At 60.5% G+C, this 14,553-nt stretch carries 14 protein-coding genes and 1 tRNA gene; 11 read left to right on the top strand and 4 right to left on the bottom strand.

What is annotated here, in order from left to right; genetic code table 11:
* Positions 1-255: 255 nt before the first annotated feature.
* Positions 256-1,395 (bottom strand): S1C family serine protease, encoded by a 1,140-nt coding sequence (locus tag QB898_RS05355; protein ID WP_279524105.1) that lies wholly within the window; start codon positions 1,393-1,395, stop codon positions 256-258.
* 110 nt (positions 1,396-1,505) lie between these two features.
* Between QB898_RS05355 and QB898_RS05350 the strand changes: the two genes are divergently transcribed.
* Together QB898_RS05350 and pdxA are read left to right on the top strand one after the other, a co-directional pair.
* Positions 1,506-2,258 (top strand): Nif3-like dinuclear metal center hexameric protein, encoded by a 753-nt coding sequence (locus tag QB898_RS05350; protein ID WP_279524104.1) that lies wholly within the window; start codon positions 1,506-1,508, stop codon positions 2,256-2,258.
* A 140-nt stretch (positions 2,259-2,398) separates the two neighbouring features.
* On the top strand, positions 2,399-3,415 hold the full coding sequence (gene pdxA, locus QB898_RS05345; protein WP_279524103.1) for a 4-hydroxythreonine-4-phosphate dehydrogenase PdxA: 1,017 nt from the start codon (positions 2,399-2,401) through the stop codon (positions 3,413-3,415).
* A 95-nt stretch (positions 3,416-3,510) separates the two neighbouring features.
* Here the strand turns inward: pdxA and mscL are convergent, their stop codons facing one another.
* Complete coding sequence (gene mscL, locus QB898_RS05340; protein ID WP_050715552.1) at positions 3,511-3,924, bottom strand: large conductance mechanosensitive channel protein MscL; 414 nt, start codon at positions 3,922-3,924, stop codon at positions 3,511-3,513.
* A 160-nt stretch (positions 3,925-4,084) separates the two neighbouring features.
* Here mscL and petA point away from each other — a divergent pair, with 160 nt between their 5' ends.
* The 6 genes from petA (at position 4,085) to QB898_RS05310 (ending at position 8,248) form a co-directional block, all read left to right on the top strand.
* Positions 4,085-4,681 carry a ubiquinol-cytochrome c reductase iron-sulfur subunit gene (gene petA, locus QB898_RS05335; RefSeq protein WP_050715553.1) on the top strand — a complete coding sequence of 199 codons (597 nt, stop codon included), beginning with the start codon at positions 4,085-4,087 and terminating at the stop codon, positions 4,679-4,681.
* Between the two features lie 12 nt (positions 4,682-4,693).
* Positions 4,694-6,139 carry a cytochrome b gene (locus QB898_RS05330; protein ID WP_279524102.1) on the top strand — a complete coding sequence of 482 codons (1,446 nt, stop codon included), beginning with the start codon at positions 4,694-4,696 and terminating at the stop codon, positions 6,137-6,139.
* An 18-nt stretch (positions 6,140-6,157) separates the two neighbouring features.
* Positions 6,158-6,922: a cytochrome c1 gene (locus QB898_RS05325; RefSeq protein WP_279524101.1), complete on the top strand. Its 765-nt coding sequence runs from the start codon at positions 6,158-6,160 to the stop codon at positions 6,920-6,922.
* Positions 6,923-7,021: 99 nt separating this feature from the next.
* A complete protein-coding gene (locus tag QB898_RS05320; RefSeq protein ID WP_050715556.1) occupies positions 7,022-7,633 on the top strand; it encodes a glutathione S-transferase N-terminal domain-containing protein in 612 nt (203 codons plus the stop codon).
* 25 nt (positions 7,634-7,658) lie between these two features.
* Positions 7,659-8,144, top strand: coding sequence for a ClpXP protease specificity-enhancing factor (locus tag QB898_RS05315; RefSeq protein ID WP_279524100.1), 486 nt, complete (start codon positions 7,659-7,661; stop codon positions 8,142-8,144).
* Positions 8,145-8,172: 28 nt separating this feature from the next.
* A tRNA-Thr gene (locus tag QB898_RS05310) sits at positions 8,173-8,248 on the top strand.
* 21 nt (positions 8,249-8,269) lie between these two features.
* Here QB898_RS05310 and QB898_RS05305 read toward each other — a convergent pair.
* The gene (locus QB898_RS05305; protein ID WP_279524099.1) at positions 8,270-8,611 is read right to left on the bottom strand and encodes a DciA family protein; all 342 of its coding nucleotides are present in this window, start codon (positions 8,609-8,611) and stop codon (positions 8,270-8,272) included.
* Here QB898_RS05305 and QB898_RS05300 point away from each other — a divergent pair.
* Together QB898_RS05300 and secA are read left to right on the top strand one after the other, a co-directional pair.
* A complete protein-coding gene (locus QB898_RS05300) occupies positions 8,610-8,879 on the top strand; it encodes a hypothetical protein (protein ID WP_279524098.1) in 270 nt (89 codons plus the stop codon). The genes QB898_RS05305 and QB898_RS05300 overlap by 2 nt on opposite strands.
* 133 nt (positions 8,880-9,012) lie before the next feature.
* Positions 9,013-11,814, top strand: a complete 2,802-nt coding sequence (secA, locus tag QB898_RS05295; protein WP_279524097.1) for a preprotein translocase subunit SecA — start codon at positions 9,013-9,015, stop codon at positions 11,812-11,814.
* Positions 11,815-12,397: 583 nt separating this feature from the next.
* Here secA and QB898_RS05290 read toward each other — a convergent pair.
* Positions 12,398-13,387 (bottom strand): Acg family FMN-binding oxidoreductase, encoded by a 990-nt coding sequence (locus QB898_RS05290; RefSeq protein WP_279524096.1) that lies wholly within the window; start codon positions 13,385-13,387, stop codon positions 12,398-12,400.
* 226 nt (positions 13,388-13,613) lie between these two features.
* Between QB898_RS05290 and QB898_RS05285 the strand changes: the two genes are divergently transcribed.
* Complete coding sequence (locus tag QB898_RS05285) at positions 13,614-14,348, top strand: pseudouridine synthase (RefSeq protein WP_102283246.1); 735 nt, start codon at positions 13,614-13,616, stop codon at positions 14,346-14,348.
* The last annotated feature ends 205 nt before the right edge of the window (positions 14,349-14,553 follow it).

Raw genomic sequence — 14,553 nt, 5'->3', positions numbered from 1 at the left:
CCAGAGCGCCTGCATGGCCGAAACGGTGGCGCGGTGGCAGAAAGGGAAGGCCTGAATTCGCTTCTGAATCCATAGCATGATGTCCTAGTGGATCGGGCGCAGAGCGGCATTTCATCCCGCTTGAATTTGCTCTTGTTTTTGATGCGTCACGGCGGGCGTGGCGGCTGATTTTCCAAGGCCCGCAGTGGCCTGTAGCCAGTTCTTGAAGCCGGGGGCGGACCGCCGCAATCGGCGGGGCAGGGCGGGGCTGGCTCGCTACTGCCGCTGCGCCACGCTGGGCCGCAGGCCGGGCACAAGCTGCATTTCCACGTTTTGGCCCTGGCGCAAGGCGGTGAAGGTGGCGGCTGTGCCGGGGCGCAGGGCGGTGATGCCGGAGCGCAGTTCAGCCACGGTGCGGATGGGCCGGCCGTTGATGCGGGTGACGACGTCGCCTGGCCGCATGCCCGCGCGCGCAGCCGGGCCGCCATTGAGCACGCCGGTGATGATGACGCCTTGCGCGCTGGCCGCGCCCAGGTTTTCGGCCAGCTCGGGCGTGAGGGCGGTGGATTCAACGCCGATCCAGCCACGCACGACGCGCCCGTTTTGCACGATGTCTTGCAGCGCCTGCCGCGCCACATTGACGGGAATGGCAAAGCCGATGCCCAAGCTGCCGCCGGAGCGCGAGTAAATGGCGGTGTTGATGCCTAGCAGGCGCCCTTGTTCGTCGGTGAGCGCGCCGCCGGAGTTGCCGGGGTTGATGGCCGCGTCGGTCTGGATGAAATTCTCGAAGGTGTTGATGCCCAGCTGATCGCGCCCCAGGGCGCTGACGATGCCGCTGGTGACGGTTTGCCCCACGCCAAAGGGGTTGCCAATGGCCAGCACGCGGTCGCCCACCTCAATGCGGTCCGAGTCGCTGGGCGTCATCACGGGCAAATCGGGCAAGTCAATCTTGAGCACGGCCAGGTCGGACTCGGGATCGGCGCCAATCACGCGGGCGTTGGCGCGGCGGCCATCGGCCAGCACGGCCTCGATGTGGTCGGCCTCTTGCACCACATGGTTGTTGGTGAGCACATAGCCATCGGCGGACATGATTACGCCCGATCCCAGCCCGCTTTGCGACTGGCTGCCCTGCTGCCCGAAAAAGAGGCGAAACCACGGGTCATCGGCAAACGGATGACGCGTGATGCGGCTGGTGTTGATGCTGACCACGGCGGGCGCGGCGCGCCTGACGGCAGCGGCCAGGCTGCCCGGCTGCGCGGCGGCCGACACTTGCGGCGCGGGCAGGACGAGCGGCGCGCTGACCGCTGGCGGCGGGGCGGGCGCTGCCAGCCACTGCGGCTGCAAAGTGGCAATGACGAACCATGCGGCCACGAAAACGGTGACAGCCTGCGAGAAAAAAAGCCACAGCTTTTTCATTGGAATTCCTTGACGGTTCAAGCCTGCTCCCGCACAGGCGGGCAAAGCCTGTTTTTGCGGGCAGCAGGCGCGGCGCTGAACGCGCCGCAAACATGGCAGCATTGTCAGCCATGAGCACAACCGACCGGGCCACGCTGCTGGCCGCTTTCGATGAGGCGCTGCAACCGGCGCTATTCAAGGACTACGGGCCCAACGGCCTGCAAGTGGAGGGCCGCGAGCGAATTGGCAAGCTGGTCAGCGGCGTGACGGCCAGCCTGGCGCTGATTGAGGCGGCCATAGCCGCCGGGGCCGATGCCATCTTCGTGCACCACGGCCTGTTCTGGCGCGGGCAGGACGGGCGCGTCACGGGCTGGATGAAGCAGCGCCTTGCGCGCCTGCTGGCGCACGATGTGAACCTTTACGCCTACCACCTGCCGCTGGACGCGCACCCCGTGCACGGCAACAATGCGCAACTGGCCCGGCGCCTGGGCTGGCAGCCCACGGGCCGCTTTGGCGAGCAGCAGCTGGGCTGGCTGGGCGAGGCGGCTTACGAAGACGGCCAGGCGCTGGCAAATCATCTGGCGCAAGCGCTGCAAAGGCCGCCCATTGCCATTTACGGGCCGCCTGCGCCCATTCGCAAGCTGGCCTGGTGCAGCGGCGGCGCGCAAGGCTTTTTTGAAGGCGCCATTGCGGCGGGGACCGATGCCTTCATCACGGGCGAAATCTCCGAACCCCAGGCCCATCTGGCGCGCGAGTGCGGCGTGGCCTTTTACGCCTGCGGCCACCACGCCACCGAGCGCTACGGCGCCCCCGCCCTGGCCGCGCATGTGGCGCACCAGCTGGGGCTGGCGCATGAGTTCATCGAGATAGACAACCCGGCTTGAGCCGAAGGCAGCAAGAGAGTCGATTTTTTTGCTTCTGATTCAATAGCGGCCTGCGCTTTTTCTTCTAGGACATCAGCGGTTTTCAGGGCAGTAAATTTGCTCTGCTTTCAGAAGCAGTCTGCGCTGAATTTGCAAACCTTATGCAGAAACCATTTGCCATCACCCAGGGCGATGCGGCGGGCATCGGCCCCGAAATCATCGCCAAAGCCTTTCAAGACGCGCCCGAAGCCATGCGCGGCTGCTTTGTGGCGGGCAGCGTGGCCGTGATGCGCCGCGCTGCTGGCTGGCTGGGCGGCCTGCCCGTGGCCCGCCTGGAGCAAGCCAATGAGGCGTTGCATGCTCCGCCGCGCTGCATTCCCGTGCTGCCAGTGGTTCAGGCCCCGTCCGGGTTGCCGGAGCCGGGCCGCGTGAGCGCCGCCGCAGGCCGCATGGCGGGCGAAGCCGTTGTCTGGGCGGCGCGCGCGGCTCTGCGCGGCGAGGTGGCGGCAGTGGTTACGGCCCCGCTGCACAAGGAGGCGCTGGCTGCCGCAGGCGAGCCATTCAGCCGCTTTCCAGGCCACACCGAGCTGCTTCAGGCTGAAGCAGCGGCGCACCTGGGCGTGCCGGTGGAGCAAGTGCCCGTGCGCATGATGCTGGCCAATGACGAGCTGCGCACGGTGCTGGTCACCATTCACATGCCGCTGCGCGAAGCCATTGAGCAAGTCACGCAGGCCAGCGTGCTGCGCACCCTGCAAATCACTCATGCAGCCTTGGCGCGCGCCTTGGGCCAGCCGCCGCGCATGGCCGTGGCGGGGCTGAACCCGCACGCGGGCGAAGGCGGCCGGTTTGGCCGTGAGGAAATCGAGCATATCGCCCCCGCCATAGCCGCCGCCCGCGCGCAGGGCATGAATGCGCAAGGCCCTTTTGCGCCTGACACCGTTTTCATGCGCGCGCGCCAGGGCGCATTCGACGTGGTCGTGGCCATGTACCACGACCAGGGGCTGATTCCCGTGAAATACCTTGGCGTGGAAAAAGGCGTGAACGTGACGCTCGGCCTGCCCTTCGTGCGCACCAGCCCCGACCACGGCACGGCCTTCGATCTGGCGGCCACAGGCCAGGCCAGCGCCGGCAGTCTGCTGGCCGCCGTGCGCATGGCGCGTGCGCTGGAAGGCGAATGAGAGAGGAGAGACCCGCGCCTGGAAAAACGCCCGCATGAAAAACGCCCGCATGAAAGCGGGCGCTGGCATAGAAAACAGAAATGGAGAAGACGCTTTCAGCGCTTGAGGCTGTCGCGGATCTCGCGCAGCAGTACCACTTCTTCAGGCGGAGCGGCAGGCTCGGCGGGCGGCTCGGCGCGGCGCAGGCGGTTCATCTGCTTGACCATGATGAAGATGATGAACGCCAGAATGACGAAATTGAGCGAGACGGTGACGAAGTTGCCATAGGCGAACACGGCGCCCGCCTTCTTGGCTTCGGCCAGCGGCAGCCCGTATTCCTGCCCGGACAGCGGGATGTAATAGCTGGAAAAATCCAGCCCGCCCAGCACCTTGCCCACCAGCGGCATGATGAGATCGCCCACCACTGAATCGACGATCTTGCCGAACGCGCCGCCAATGATGACGCCCACGGCCAGATCCATCACATTGCCCTTGACGGCGAACTCCTTGAACTCCTGCAACATGGACATGAAGCTTTCTCCTTTTGAAACATGAAATGGAAGAGGCTGCGTATTGTCAGGCACTGATGTACGTCAAAAGCGGCCAAGTTGAAACGGGCCATGTCAGAAAGATGGCTCCGCTACAATCCTGAGCTACCCCCGATACACAAAAACACACCAGAGGACTCCCATGAGTGATACCCCGGTAGATAGCAGCAAAAGGACGTGGCTGATTACCACGGGCGTCGTCGGCGCGGTCGGCGCAGGCGCGCTGGCAACCCCTTTTGTTGGCAGCTTCCAGCCGTCAGAAAGGGCCAAAGCCGCTGGCGCACCTGTGGAAGTAGACATTTCCAAGCTTCAGCCTGGCGAAAAGGTCATCGTCGAATGGCGTGGCAAGCCCGTCTGGGTTTTGCGTCGCACTCCAGAGATGCTGGCGACGCTGAAGAATACGGACTCCGAAGTGGCCGACCCCAAGTCGGAACGCAAGGCATATCCCACGCCTGCGTACGCGCAAAACGAATGGCGCTCGCGCAAGGAAGAGTTTCTGGTTGTCGTGGGGATTTGCACGCACCTTGGCTGCTCGCCTGTGGACAAGTTCCAGACTGGCCCGCAGCCTTCATTGCCTGACAACTGGGAAGGCGGATTTTTCTGCCCATGCCATGGCTCCACATTCGATCTGGCTGGCCGCGTGTTCAAAAACAAACCCGCGCCAGACAATCTTGAAGTGCCTCCCTACAAATTCCTGTCCGAAACCAAGATTTTGGTTGGCGACGATTCCGAAGCGTGATGGGAGGCGGACATGGCTGAATTCAAGGAAATTTCTCCGAATGCGCCATTGGTTGCCAAGGTGACCAACTGGTTTGACAACCGCTTTCCGACTGCGTTTGAGGCTTACCGCAAACACATGTCGGAGTACTATGCGCCGAAGAATTTCAACGTCTGGTACATCTTTGGCTCGCTGGCGCTGCTGGTGCTGGTGATCCAAATCGTCACGGGCATTTTTCTGGTGATGCACTACAAGCCTGATGCGGCCAAGGCGTTCGAGTCGGTCGAATACATCATGCGCGACGTGCCGGGCGGCTGGATCATCCGCTACATGCACTCCACGGGGGCATCCGCTTTCTTCATCGTGGTTTATCTGCACATGTTCCGCGGATTGCTGTATGGCAGCTACCGCAAGCCACGGGAGCTGGTCTGGATTTTTGGCTGCGCCATTTTCCTGTGCCTGATGGCTGAAGCATTCATGGGGTATTTGCTGCCTTGGGGACAAATGTCTTTCTGGGGCGCGCAGGTGATCGTGAACCTGTTTTCCGCGATTCCATTTATCGGATCCGATCTGTCCCTGCTCATTCGCGGTGACTACGTGGTAAGTGACGCCACACTGAACCGCTTCTTCAGTTTTCACGTTATTGCCGTGCCGCTGGTGCTGCTCGGACTGGTGGTGGCGCACCTGCTTGCTCTGCATGACGTGGGCTCCAACAACCCTGATGGCGTAGAAATCAAGCAAGGCCCCAAAGGCAACCGCTGGTCGCCCACTGCGCCTGCGGATGGCGTCCCGTTCCACCCCTACTACACGGTTCACGACATCTTGGGCGTAGGCGTGTTCTTCATGGTCTATTTCGCCGTGGTTTTCTTCGCGCCTGAATTCGGCGGCTATTTCCTGGAATACAACAACTTCATTCCGGCCGATCCGCTGGTCACGCCAGCGCATATTGCGCCTGTGTGGTATTTCACGCCGTTCTATTCCATGCTGCGCGCCACAACCGACACGATGGTCAATGTGCTGTGCGTCATCGTCCTGCTGGCAGCGGCGTTCGTGTTCCTGCGTACACGCTTGCCCATGTTGATCAAGATGGGAGTTGCTGGCGCAGCTGTCGTGGTGGCTTTCCTGCTCAAGACGTTTGACGCGAAGTTCTGGGGTGTGGTCGTCATGGGCGGCGCTGTCATCATCCTGTTCTTCCTGCCATGGCTGGACTGGAGTCCCGTCAAGTCCATCCGCTATCGCCCCGGCTGGCATAAATGGCTCTATGCCGTGTTCGTGGTGTGGTTTGGCATTCTGATGGTGCTGGGCATCATGCTCCCCGGCCCGATTTTTGCCGCGCCTGCCTTGAGTTGGATGACCAATGAACTGGTCGCCATGATTGGCACGCTGTTTTACTTCGGCTTCTTCCTGCTGATGCCGTGGTGGTCGCGAATTGGCACGCCTAAACCTGTGCCTGATCGCGTCACCTTCACACCGCACTGAATTTGCCGGAGCATAAAAATGAAATTCCACAAGAAACTGGTCGCTGGCCTGATGCTGGCAGCGAATCTGGTCATCAGCGCCCACGCTGCAAGCGGCGGAATCCCTTGGGATAAGGCTCCTATTGACGTGACAAACCAGGCGTCGCTGCAAAACGGCGCACGCATCTTTGTCAATTACTGCCTGAGCTGCCATTCAGCGGCGTTCATGCGCTACAACCGTTTGCAAGACATTGGCTTGACGGAAGAGCAGATCAAGGAAAATCTGATGTTCACCACTGACAAGGTGGGCAACGTCATGAAAGCCGCGATTGATCCCATCGAGGCCAAAAAATGGTTTGGCGCTAATCCGCCGGATTTGACATTGATTGCCCGCTCTCGGGCTGGCTCCAATGGCACGGGCGCAGATTACATCTACACCCTGCTGCGTTCTTACTATCGAGATCCCACCAAACCCACTGGCTGGAATAACTTGGCATTTCCCAGTATTGGCATGCCGCACCCGTTGTGGGAATTGCAGGGTGAGCGCAAGCCTCTGTTTGAAACGCATGAGTCACATGGCCAGCAAGTGCAAGTGCACAAAGGGTGGGAAGAAGTGACACCGGGTGCCATGACCGCTGCTGATTACGACAAAAATGTGGGTGATTTGGTCAATTTCCTGCAATGGATGGGTGAACCGGCCCAGAACAAGCGCGTGAAGATAGGCATCTTTGCCATGCTGTTCCTGGCTTTGTTTACTTTTGCCGCCTGGAATTTGAACAAGGCATTCTGGAAAGACGTCAAATAAAGTCTTTTATTCTGCGTGCCCGGTTTTGACCGGGCAGTAAATAGAGTGGACGGTGCATTTGCGCTGCCCACTCTTTCGGTTTTTTAGGAGCCTCCCGCCATGATGGTGCTTTATTCAGGAACAACCTGCCCCTTTTCGCATCGCTGCCGTTTTGTGCTGTTCGAGAAGGGAATGGATTTTGAAATCCGTGATGTCGACCTGTTCAACAAGCCGGAAGATATCAGTGTGATGAACCCTTATGGGCAGGTGCCTATTCTGGTGGAAAGAGATCTGATTCTTTATGAATCAAATATCATCAACGAATATATTGATGAGCGTTTTCCTCATCCGCAGCTTATGCCGGGCGATCCGGTAGACCGGGCGCGGGTGCGCCTTTTCCTGCTTAATTTTGAAAAAGAGCTGTTTTCTCACGTGAGCGTGCTGGAACATCGTGTGGGCCGGACCAATGAAAAGGCGCTGGAAAAAGCGCGGGGAAATATCCGCGATCGCCTGACGCAAATGGCGCCTGTATTTTTGAAGAATAAATATATCCTGGGTGAGCATTTCTCCATGCTGGATGTCGCGTTGGCGCCTCTGCTCTGGAGGCTTGATTACTATGGAATTGAGCTGAGCAAGAATGCGGCGCCGCTTCTCAAATATGCAGAGCGCATCTTTTCCCGGCCTGCGTATATTGAGGCACTGACGCCGTCTGAAAAAGTCATGCGGAAGTAATGATTGGGAACTTCAGGAGGCTGAATTGGAAACCACCTCTACCCAGCCGTATTTGCTGCGCGCCTTGTATGAATGGTGTGGCGACAATGGGCTGACCCCCCATATTGCGGTGCGTGTGGATGAAACCGTGCAGGTGCCCAGAGAATTTGTTCAGAATGGGCAGATTGTGCTTAACATTGGTTTTGACGCGACCAATGGCTTGAAAATGGGCAATGACTATATTGAGTTCAAGGCCCGTTTTGGCGGCGTGCCGCGAGATATTTTCATACCCGTCAATCGGGTGCTCGCGATCTATGCGCGGGAAACGGGGCAGGGCATGGCATTCCCGGAGGCGAGCCAAGAGGCTGAAGCAGGGAAAATGCCAGGCGCAGATGGCGAATCTGAGGCGCCCATAGCCGAGAAACCTCAACTACGGCCTGTTTCGCCACCCGGTTCTGGCAAAGATGCCGGGCCGGATGACGAGCCTCCTGCGCCAAGCGGCGGAAGGCCATCGCTAAGAATCGTCAAATAGTGGTTAGAATCCGCCCCTTTGAGTTTCAGCCGGTTTAGCTCAGTTGGTAGAGCACCCGCCTTGTAAGCGGTAGGTCGTCAGTTCGAGTCCGACAACCGGCACCACATTAACAACCCGCCAGCCGCTCACGGCCAGCGGGTTTTTTCTTGGATTTTTGAATCGGGCGGCGGCTGGACCTTGAAGCGAAGGGTCTGCACCTCATGCCCCTTGGCGCGCAGGGCCGCTAGCAGGGCCGGAGCGAGCTGGCGCAGCTTTGCTGCGGCGGCTGTGTGGGCGATAAGCAGGCACCAAGTGCCGTCTTGCATGGGGCCTGGGCGCACAGCGCCACGTAGCGCAGCGGGCAGCAGGGGGCGGATGACGGCCATGCACGCACGGGTTTCCTCCGCCATTCGCATCAGTTGCGCAAGCATGGGTGAGCCGTGCATGGCTTGCTGCATGTTCATGGGGGTTTTCAACGTGATGCTCATGGCGGATGAAAGTATTGAAATGTTGCAAAGCGGCTATAGCTGGCAGCGCAGCCCGCTCCGCTTTCCGCGCGCATTATTGCCAGCAGGCAAGCGCAAGGTCTTCACAACCAGGCTCAGGAAGGAGATGCGCGCTCCGAAAACCTGTTCAGAGTTTGTCTGTAAACACAAAAGCGCGGCCTTGGGCGATCTGTGGCGTTGTCAATCTCTGGCCGGGCAGCCAGCAGGCCATGAGGCCCGCTTGCGGTTCGCGCCTTGCAGCCTATCCTGATTCGCTCTTTTGCCCCTCGCGGCCAGACTGTGCACAGGTTCTAAAATGCCTCGCCGCCTTGCGAGCGGCGGATTGTTTCCGCCCTTGCTTGGCTTTTTTCTTTGACCGAACACTTTTCACATTTGCGCCGCGTATGCCCCTTACTCTTTTGACCAAGCTCTTTGGCAGCCGTAACGATCGCCTGCTCAAGCAATACCGCAAGACGGTGGCGCGCATCAACGCGCTGGAGCCGCAGTTCGAGAAGCTGTCCGACGAGCAAATCAGCGCCAAAACGCAAGAGTTCAAAGAGCGGCTGGGCAAAGGCGAAACGCTGGATCAGCTTCTGCCGGAAGCTTTCGCCGTGGTGCGCGAAGCCTCCAAGCGCGTGATGAAGATGCGCCACTTTGACGTGCAGCTGATCGGCGGCATGGCCCTGCACGAGGGCAAGATTGCCGAAATGCGCACGGGCGAAGGCAAAACGCTCACGGCCACGCTGCCCGTGTATCTGAACGCGCTCACGGGCAAGGGCGTGCATGTGGTTACGGTCAATGACTACCTGGCCAACCGCGACGCGCAATGGATGGCGCGCCTCTACAACTTCCTGGGCCTGACGGTGGGCGTGAACCTGCCTTACATGCCGCGCGAAGAAAAGCAGGTCGCCTACGGCGCTGACATCACCTACGGCACCAACAACGAATACGGCTTTGACTACCTGCGCGACAACATGGTGTACGAGCCGGGCGATCGCGTGCAGCGCCAGCTCAACTACGCCATCGTGGACGAGGTGGACTCCATCCTCATTGACGAAGCGCGCACGCCGCTCATCATCAGCGGCCAGGCCGAAGACCAGACTGCCATCTATCTGGCCATGAACGAAGTGGCCCCCCAGCTCACCCGGCAGGAAGGCGAAGCCGATCCGCGCACGGGCGAAGGCGTCATCAAGCCCGGCGACTTCACCGTGGACGAAAAGTCCCATCAGGTCTATCTCACCGAACAAGGCTACGAAAACGCCGAGCGCATCCTGGCCGCGCGCGGCCTCATTGCCGAAGGCGCGTCGCTGTATGACCCCGCCAACATCGCGCTGGTGCACCACCTCTACGCCGCCCTGCGCGCCGCGCACCTGTATCACCGTGACCAGCACTACGTGGTGCAAAACGGCGAAAACGGCCCCGAAATCGTCATCGTCGATGAATTCACGGGCCGCCTCATGACCGGCCGCCGCTGGAGCGACGGCCTGCACCAGGCCGTGGAAGCCAAGGAAGGCGTGCCCATCCAGGCCGAAAACCAGACGCTGGCCTCCATCACCTTCCAGAACTACTTCCGCCTCTACGCCAAGCTCTCGGGCATGACGGGCACGGCCGACACCGAAGCCTACGAATTCCAGGAAATCTACGGGCTGGAAACCGTCGTCATCCCGCCCAACCGCCCCAACAAGCGCGACGACCAGCTCGACCGCGTTTACAAAACCACCCCCGAAAAATACGCCGCCGCGCTCGCCGACATTCGCGAATGCCACAAGCGCGGCCAGCCCGTGCTCGTGGGCACCACCTCCATCGAAAACTCCGAAATCATCTCCAACCTGCTGAAAAAAGAGAACCTGCCGCACCAGGTGCTCAACGCCAAACAGCACGCCAGCGAAGCCGACATCGTCGCCCAGGCAGGGCGCCCCGGCGTCATCACCATCGCCACCAACATGGCCGGGCGTGGCACCGACATCGTGCTGGGCGGCAACATCGAAAAAACCGTCGCCGCCATCGAAGCCGACGAATCGCTTGACGAAGCCACCCGCGCCAGCCGCATCCAGCAGCTGCGCCAGCAATGGCAGGCCGACCACGAAAAAGTCAAATCCCTGGGCGGCCTGCGCATCATCGCCACCGAAAGGCACGAAAGCCGCCGCATCGACAACCAGCTGCGCGGCCGCTCGGGCCGCCAAGGCGACCCCGGCTCCTCGCGCTTTTATCTCAGCCTGGACGACGCGCTCATGCGCATCTTCGCGGGCGACCGCGTGCGCGCCATCATGGACCGCCTCAAAATGCCTGAAGGCGAAGCCATCGAAGCCGGCATGGTCACCCGCGCCATCGAAAGCGCCCAGCGCAAGGTGGAAGGCCGCAACTTCGACATCCGCAAACAGCTGCTCGAATACGACGACGTCGCCAACGATCAGCGCAAAGTCATCTACCAGCAGCGCAACGACATTCTCAACGCGCAAGACCTCACCGCCCAGATCACCGCCTTGCGCCACGGCTGCTTTGAAGACCTTGTGCGCCAATACGTGCCCGCCGACTCGGTAGAAGAGCAATGGGACCTGCCCGGCCTTGAAAAAGCCCTGGCGCAGGACTGGCAAATCGAGCTGCCCCTGCAAAAGTCGGTGGAATCCTCCAGCTCCATCACCGATCAGGAAATCGTCGAAGCCGTGCGCGTGGCCGCCGACGAAGCCTACGCCGCCAAAGTGGCCCTGGTTGGCGCGGAAAACTTCCGCCCCTTCGAGCGCTCCGTGCTCCTGCAATCCATCGACAGCAACTGGCGCGAGCACCTCTCCGCGCTCGACTACCTGCGCCAGGGCATCCACCTGCGCGGCTACGCCCAGAAGCAGCCCAAGCAGGAATACAAGCGCGAAGCCTTTGAACTCTTCAGCCAAATGCTGGACACAGTGAAAAACGAAGTCACCCGCGTGCTCATCAATGTGCGCGTGCAAACCCGCGAGCAGGCTGATGAAGCCGCTGGCAGCATCAGCCAGCAGGCCGAACGCGTCAGCAACGTTACCTACACCGCGCCCTCGGAAACGGGTGAGGCGCAGACCCTGCCCCAAACCCCGGCCGGCAGCGCACGCAGCACCGTGGCCGGGGCGGCAGGCGCGGGCCTGGCCGCAGGCGAAGTGCCCCGCGTGGGCCGCAACGACCCCTGCCCCTGCGGCAGCGGCAAGCGCTACAAGAACTGCCACGGCGCCTTGAGTTGATGGACTGATAGGCGGCTGGCTGGCCGCTGCACTGCACGGGGCGCAAGGCAACACCTGCGCCCCGTTCGTTTTCGTGCGCCGCCGGGTCAGGGCGGAGCAGGGCGCGCCTTCAAAGAAAACAGCCAGCTTTCAAAACGGTCAACCTTCATTTCGCGCGTGCGATGCGCCGCGCTGCCCTGGCGCATCTCAGCCAAGCGGCCTGCCGTCCGTTTTGCGGAATTGAATCAGGCGCCGCTCATGAAGCCCGTTCAGAAGCGCCCAAGGCGGGCGGCTGGCGCAGCCTCCGGGTTGTCCGGTGCTTGGCAGATGAGGGCATCGGAAACAGGAGCAAATTCAAGGGGCAGAAATACCGGTTTACGCTGATTCCACTAGGACATCGTGCTATGGTTAAAGGAGCTAAAAACTGCCTCTTTCCTCCGCTCACGCCATGCTCATTCTGATTGCTGATGCGTTCTCCCCTCGCGCGTCAGCCATGTGTGGGGCAGCTCGCAAGCCATACACCGCCACGGCTGGTTTTTCGCGTAAAAAGAGCTAGTGGCCGCCTTGCCCTTTTGCTTGCGGAAAATGGGCTGAATGGGCACGTTCAATAGGCCATCCCATATTCAGATTTCATGACTTCCCGAAGCGGCCTTCTTCCGGCGCGCGGAAGCGGCTTTGCATAGCCGATGCGCAGCAGCAGTTGTGGATATTCACGGGTCGCGTGAAAAAGTTTCTCGCGCAATTTCCCGCGTATTTCAGCGACTTCGCAAGGCTGATTCAGGTATGCGCTGGCAATGCCTGCCCGGGTCAGCGAAAGCAGAAAACGCTGGAGCGCGCGCCCCGTGCTGATCCATGAAAAAACATCATCGGCCGGGCTGGTGATAAGCGCCAAATGGGATGAAGATGCGATTTTTTTCAAATCGGATTTGTTTTGCGATTTGTCGTTGAGCATGGATTTCACGATGGGTTCGCTGATCCAGCGGGGCAGACTGGGCGCGCCCAGGGCGGCGTAGCTGAGGCCGTCGCCCGTGCTTTCGGCGGGCTTTTTGTTGAAGCGCACCCATGAAAGCAACTCCGCCTTGAAGGCGGAGTCATTCATTTGCGCTTCATTGCCCTGCGTGACGGCTTCGGTCAGCAGCTTGAAGGCGCTGTCATCCTTCTTGAACAGATGGATTTTTATTTCATTTCCGGCCCATTCCTCCAGAATGGCGCACAAAATATCTTCCGGAATGATTTTGTGATTGTATGTTGAGCGGTTTGTCTGCCGCTGTTCGATATAGGCAGAAAGCGGGCTTGGAATAATGCTGTCTGATTTTTGAAGCTGTATTCTGATGCTTCCATCGCCGCTTATTTCCGTCTGGGCGGCGTAATGCAAGGCAGAAGCTTGCAGGCAAAGATTTTCAGCCGCGCATCCCAGGCTGATGAACAATTCCCGGCGGTTGCCGTCCACGGCGGGCAGCGCCCTTGCGGGGTCGGGAAAAATGGCAATTTCATTGGCGTTGATTTCAAAATACCACGGCTGCGAGTTATGACCAGATGGAGCGCGGGTGGCGGCGGTAATGAGCTGGAGGGTGTCGGGTGAGGAAAGACGCATGATGACTCTCGCAATATCCGGCCGGATTCTCGCGCGGCGCTTCGGGTCTGGCTGCACTGGCCTGGCGGCGCAGAAAAGCTTAAAAACAGGAGCGAATTCAAGGGGCTGAAAATGCCATCTCGCGCAGTTTCCACTAGGACATCATGCTGTTAATTCTGTAGCAGCAATATCGGGCAACGGTTTGACCAAGGCTGCAAGCCTGCAACAGGTGCCTATGCTTTTCGCCATGCAACGTTTGGATGACCTTCTTTTTGCCCAGGGTTTTGGCACGCGCCGTCAGTGCGCGGGGCTGATTGCGCAGGGGCTGGTGCAAGTGCAAGGCAGCGTTTGCACTGATCCGGCGGCTGTTTTTCCGCCGCAGGGCCTGCGCATTGCCGTGCAGGGGCAGCCTTGGGAGTGCCGCAGTCCTGCGTATCTCATGCTTCACAAGCCAGCGGGCTATGAGTGTTCGCAGCGCCCCAGCGCCTGGCCCAGCATTTATGCCTTGCTGCCTGCCATGCTGCGGCAGCGCCCTGCCGCCAAGGGTGGCAGGGCCAGCGGTGTGCAGGCTGTGGGCCGGCTGGATCAGGATACGACTGGCTTGTTGTTGCTCAGTGACGATGGCGCTTTCATTCACCGCATGAACGCCCCGCGCCGCCATGTGCCCAAGGTGTATGAGGTGAGCGCAGCGCATGCGGTGACTGCCGCGCAAATTGCCCGGCTGCTGGAGGGGGTGGTTCTTCATGACGATCCCCAGCCCGTGCGCGCTGCCGCTTGCGAGGCGACGGGCAGTCATGCCTTGCGCCTGACGCTGACCGAGGGCAAGTACCACCAGGTCAAGCGCATGCTGGCTGCCGTGGGCAACCGCGTGACGGCGCTGCACCGCAGCCGCATTGGCCAGCTTGCCTTGCCCGCTGATCTGGCCCCCGGCCAGTGGCGCTGGCTGGACGAGGCGCAGCTGGCCTTGCTGCAGCCTTTGTGACCCGCTGAAGATGGGCAAGGCCCAAGAGCGCCCGGGGCCGCGCTTTCGCCCCTCATGGTCAGACTCTGAACAGGTTTCCGGCGTTTGTTCGCGCCCCGTCTTTCAGCGTGAAGAAGCGGTTTGGAATGGGCAAGGCGCGGGCGGGAAGCGAGGAATTTTTCGCTTCTGAATCAATAGCATGAGGTCTTAGTGGAATTTGCGAGGA

The organism is Ottowia cancrivicina, from assembly GCF_029813755.1.
GTDB classification, from domain to species: Bacteria; Pseudomonadota; Gammaproteobacteria; order Burkholderiales; family Burkholderiaceae_C; genus Ottowia; species Ottowia massiliensis.
The sequence above is the reverse complement of the archived record's forward strand: the minus strand, read 5'-3'. Positions and strand labels throughout refer to the sequence as shown.

What these genes read in the sequence shown, in the direction of transcription:
- QB898_RS05290 (WP_279524096.1), bottom strand. Translation starts at nt 13,387, where the DNA reads ATGCGTCTTTCCTCACCCGACACCCTCCAGCTCATTACCGCCGCCACC.
- QB898_RS05285 (WP_102283246.1), top strand. Translation starts at nt 13,614, where the DNA reads ATGCAACGTTTGGATGACCTTCTTTTTGCCCAGGGTTTTGGCACGCGC.
- QB898_RS05330 (WP_279524102.1), top strand. Translation starts at nt 4,694, where the DNA reads ATGGCTGAATTCAAGGAAATTTCTCCGAATGCGCCATTGGTTGCCAAG.
- QB898_RS05350 (WP_279524104.1), top strand. Translation starts at nt 1,506, where the DNA reads ATGAGCACAACCGACCGGGCCACGCTGCTGGCCGCTTTCGATGAGGCG.
- mscL (WP_050715552.1), bottom strand. Translation starts at nt 3,924, where the DNA reads ATGTCCATGTTGCAGGAGTTCAAGGAGTTCGCCGTCAAGGGCAATGTG.
- pdxA (WP_279524103.1), top strand. Translation starts at nt 2,399, where the DNA reads ATGCAGAAACCATTTGCCATCACCCAGGGCGATGCGGCGGGCATCGGC.
- petA (WP_050715553.1), top strand. Translation starts at nt 4,085, where the DNA reads ATGAGTGATACCCCGGTAGATAGCAGCAAAAGGACGTGGCTGATTACC.
- QB898_RS05325 (WP_279524101.1), top strand. Translation starts at nt 6,158, where the DNA reads ATGAAATTCCACAAGAAACTGGTCGCTGGCCTGATGCTGGCAGCGAAT.
- QB898_RS05355 (WP_279524105.1), bottom strand. Translation starts at nt 1,395, where the DNA reads ATGAAAAAGCTGTGGCTTTTTTTCTCGCAGGCTGTCACCGTTTTCGTG.
- QB898_RS05320 (WP_050715556.1), top strand. Translation starts at nt 7,022, where the DNA reads ATGATGGTGCTTTATTCAGGAACAACCTGCCCCTTTTCGCATCGCTGC.
- secA (WP_279524097.1), top strand. Translation starts at nt 9,013, where the DNA reads ATGCCCCTTACTCTTTTGACCAAGCTCTTTGGCAGCCGTAACGATCGC.
- QB898_RS05300 (WP_279524098.1), top strand. Translation starts at nt 8,610, where the DNA reads ATGGCGGATGAAAGTATTGAAATGTTGCAAAGCGGCTATAGCTGGCAG.
- QB898_RS05305 (WP_279524099.1), bottom strand. Translation starts at nt 8,611, where the DNA reads ATGAGCATCACGTTGAAAACCCCCATGAACATGCAGCAAGCCATGCAC.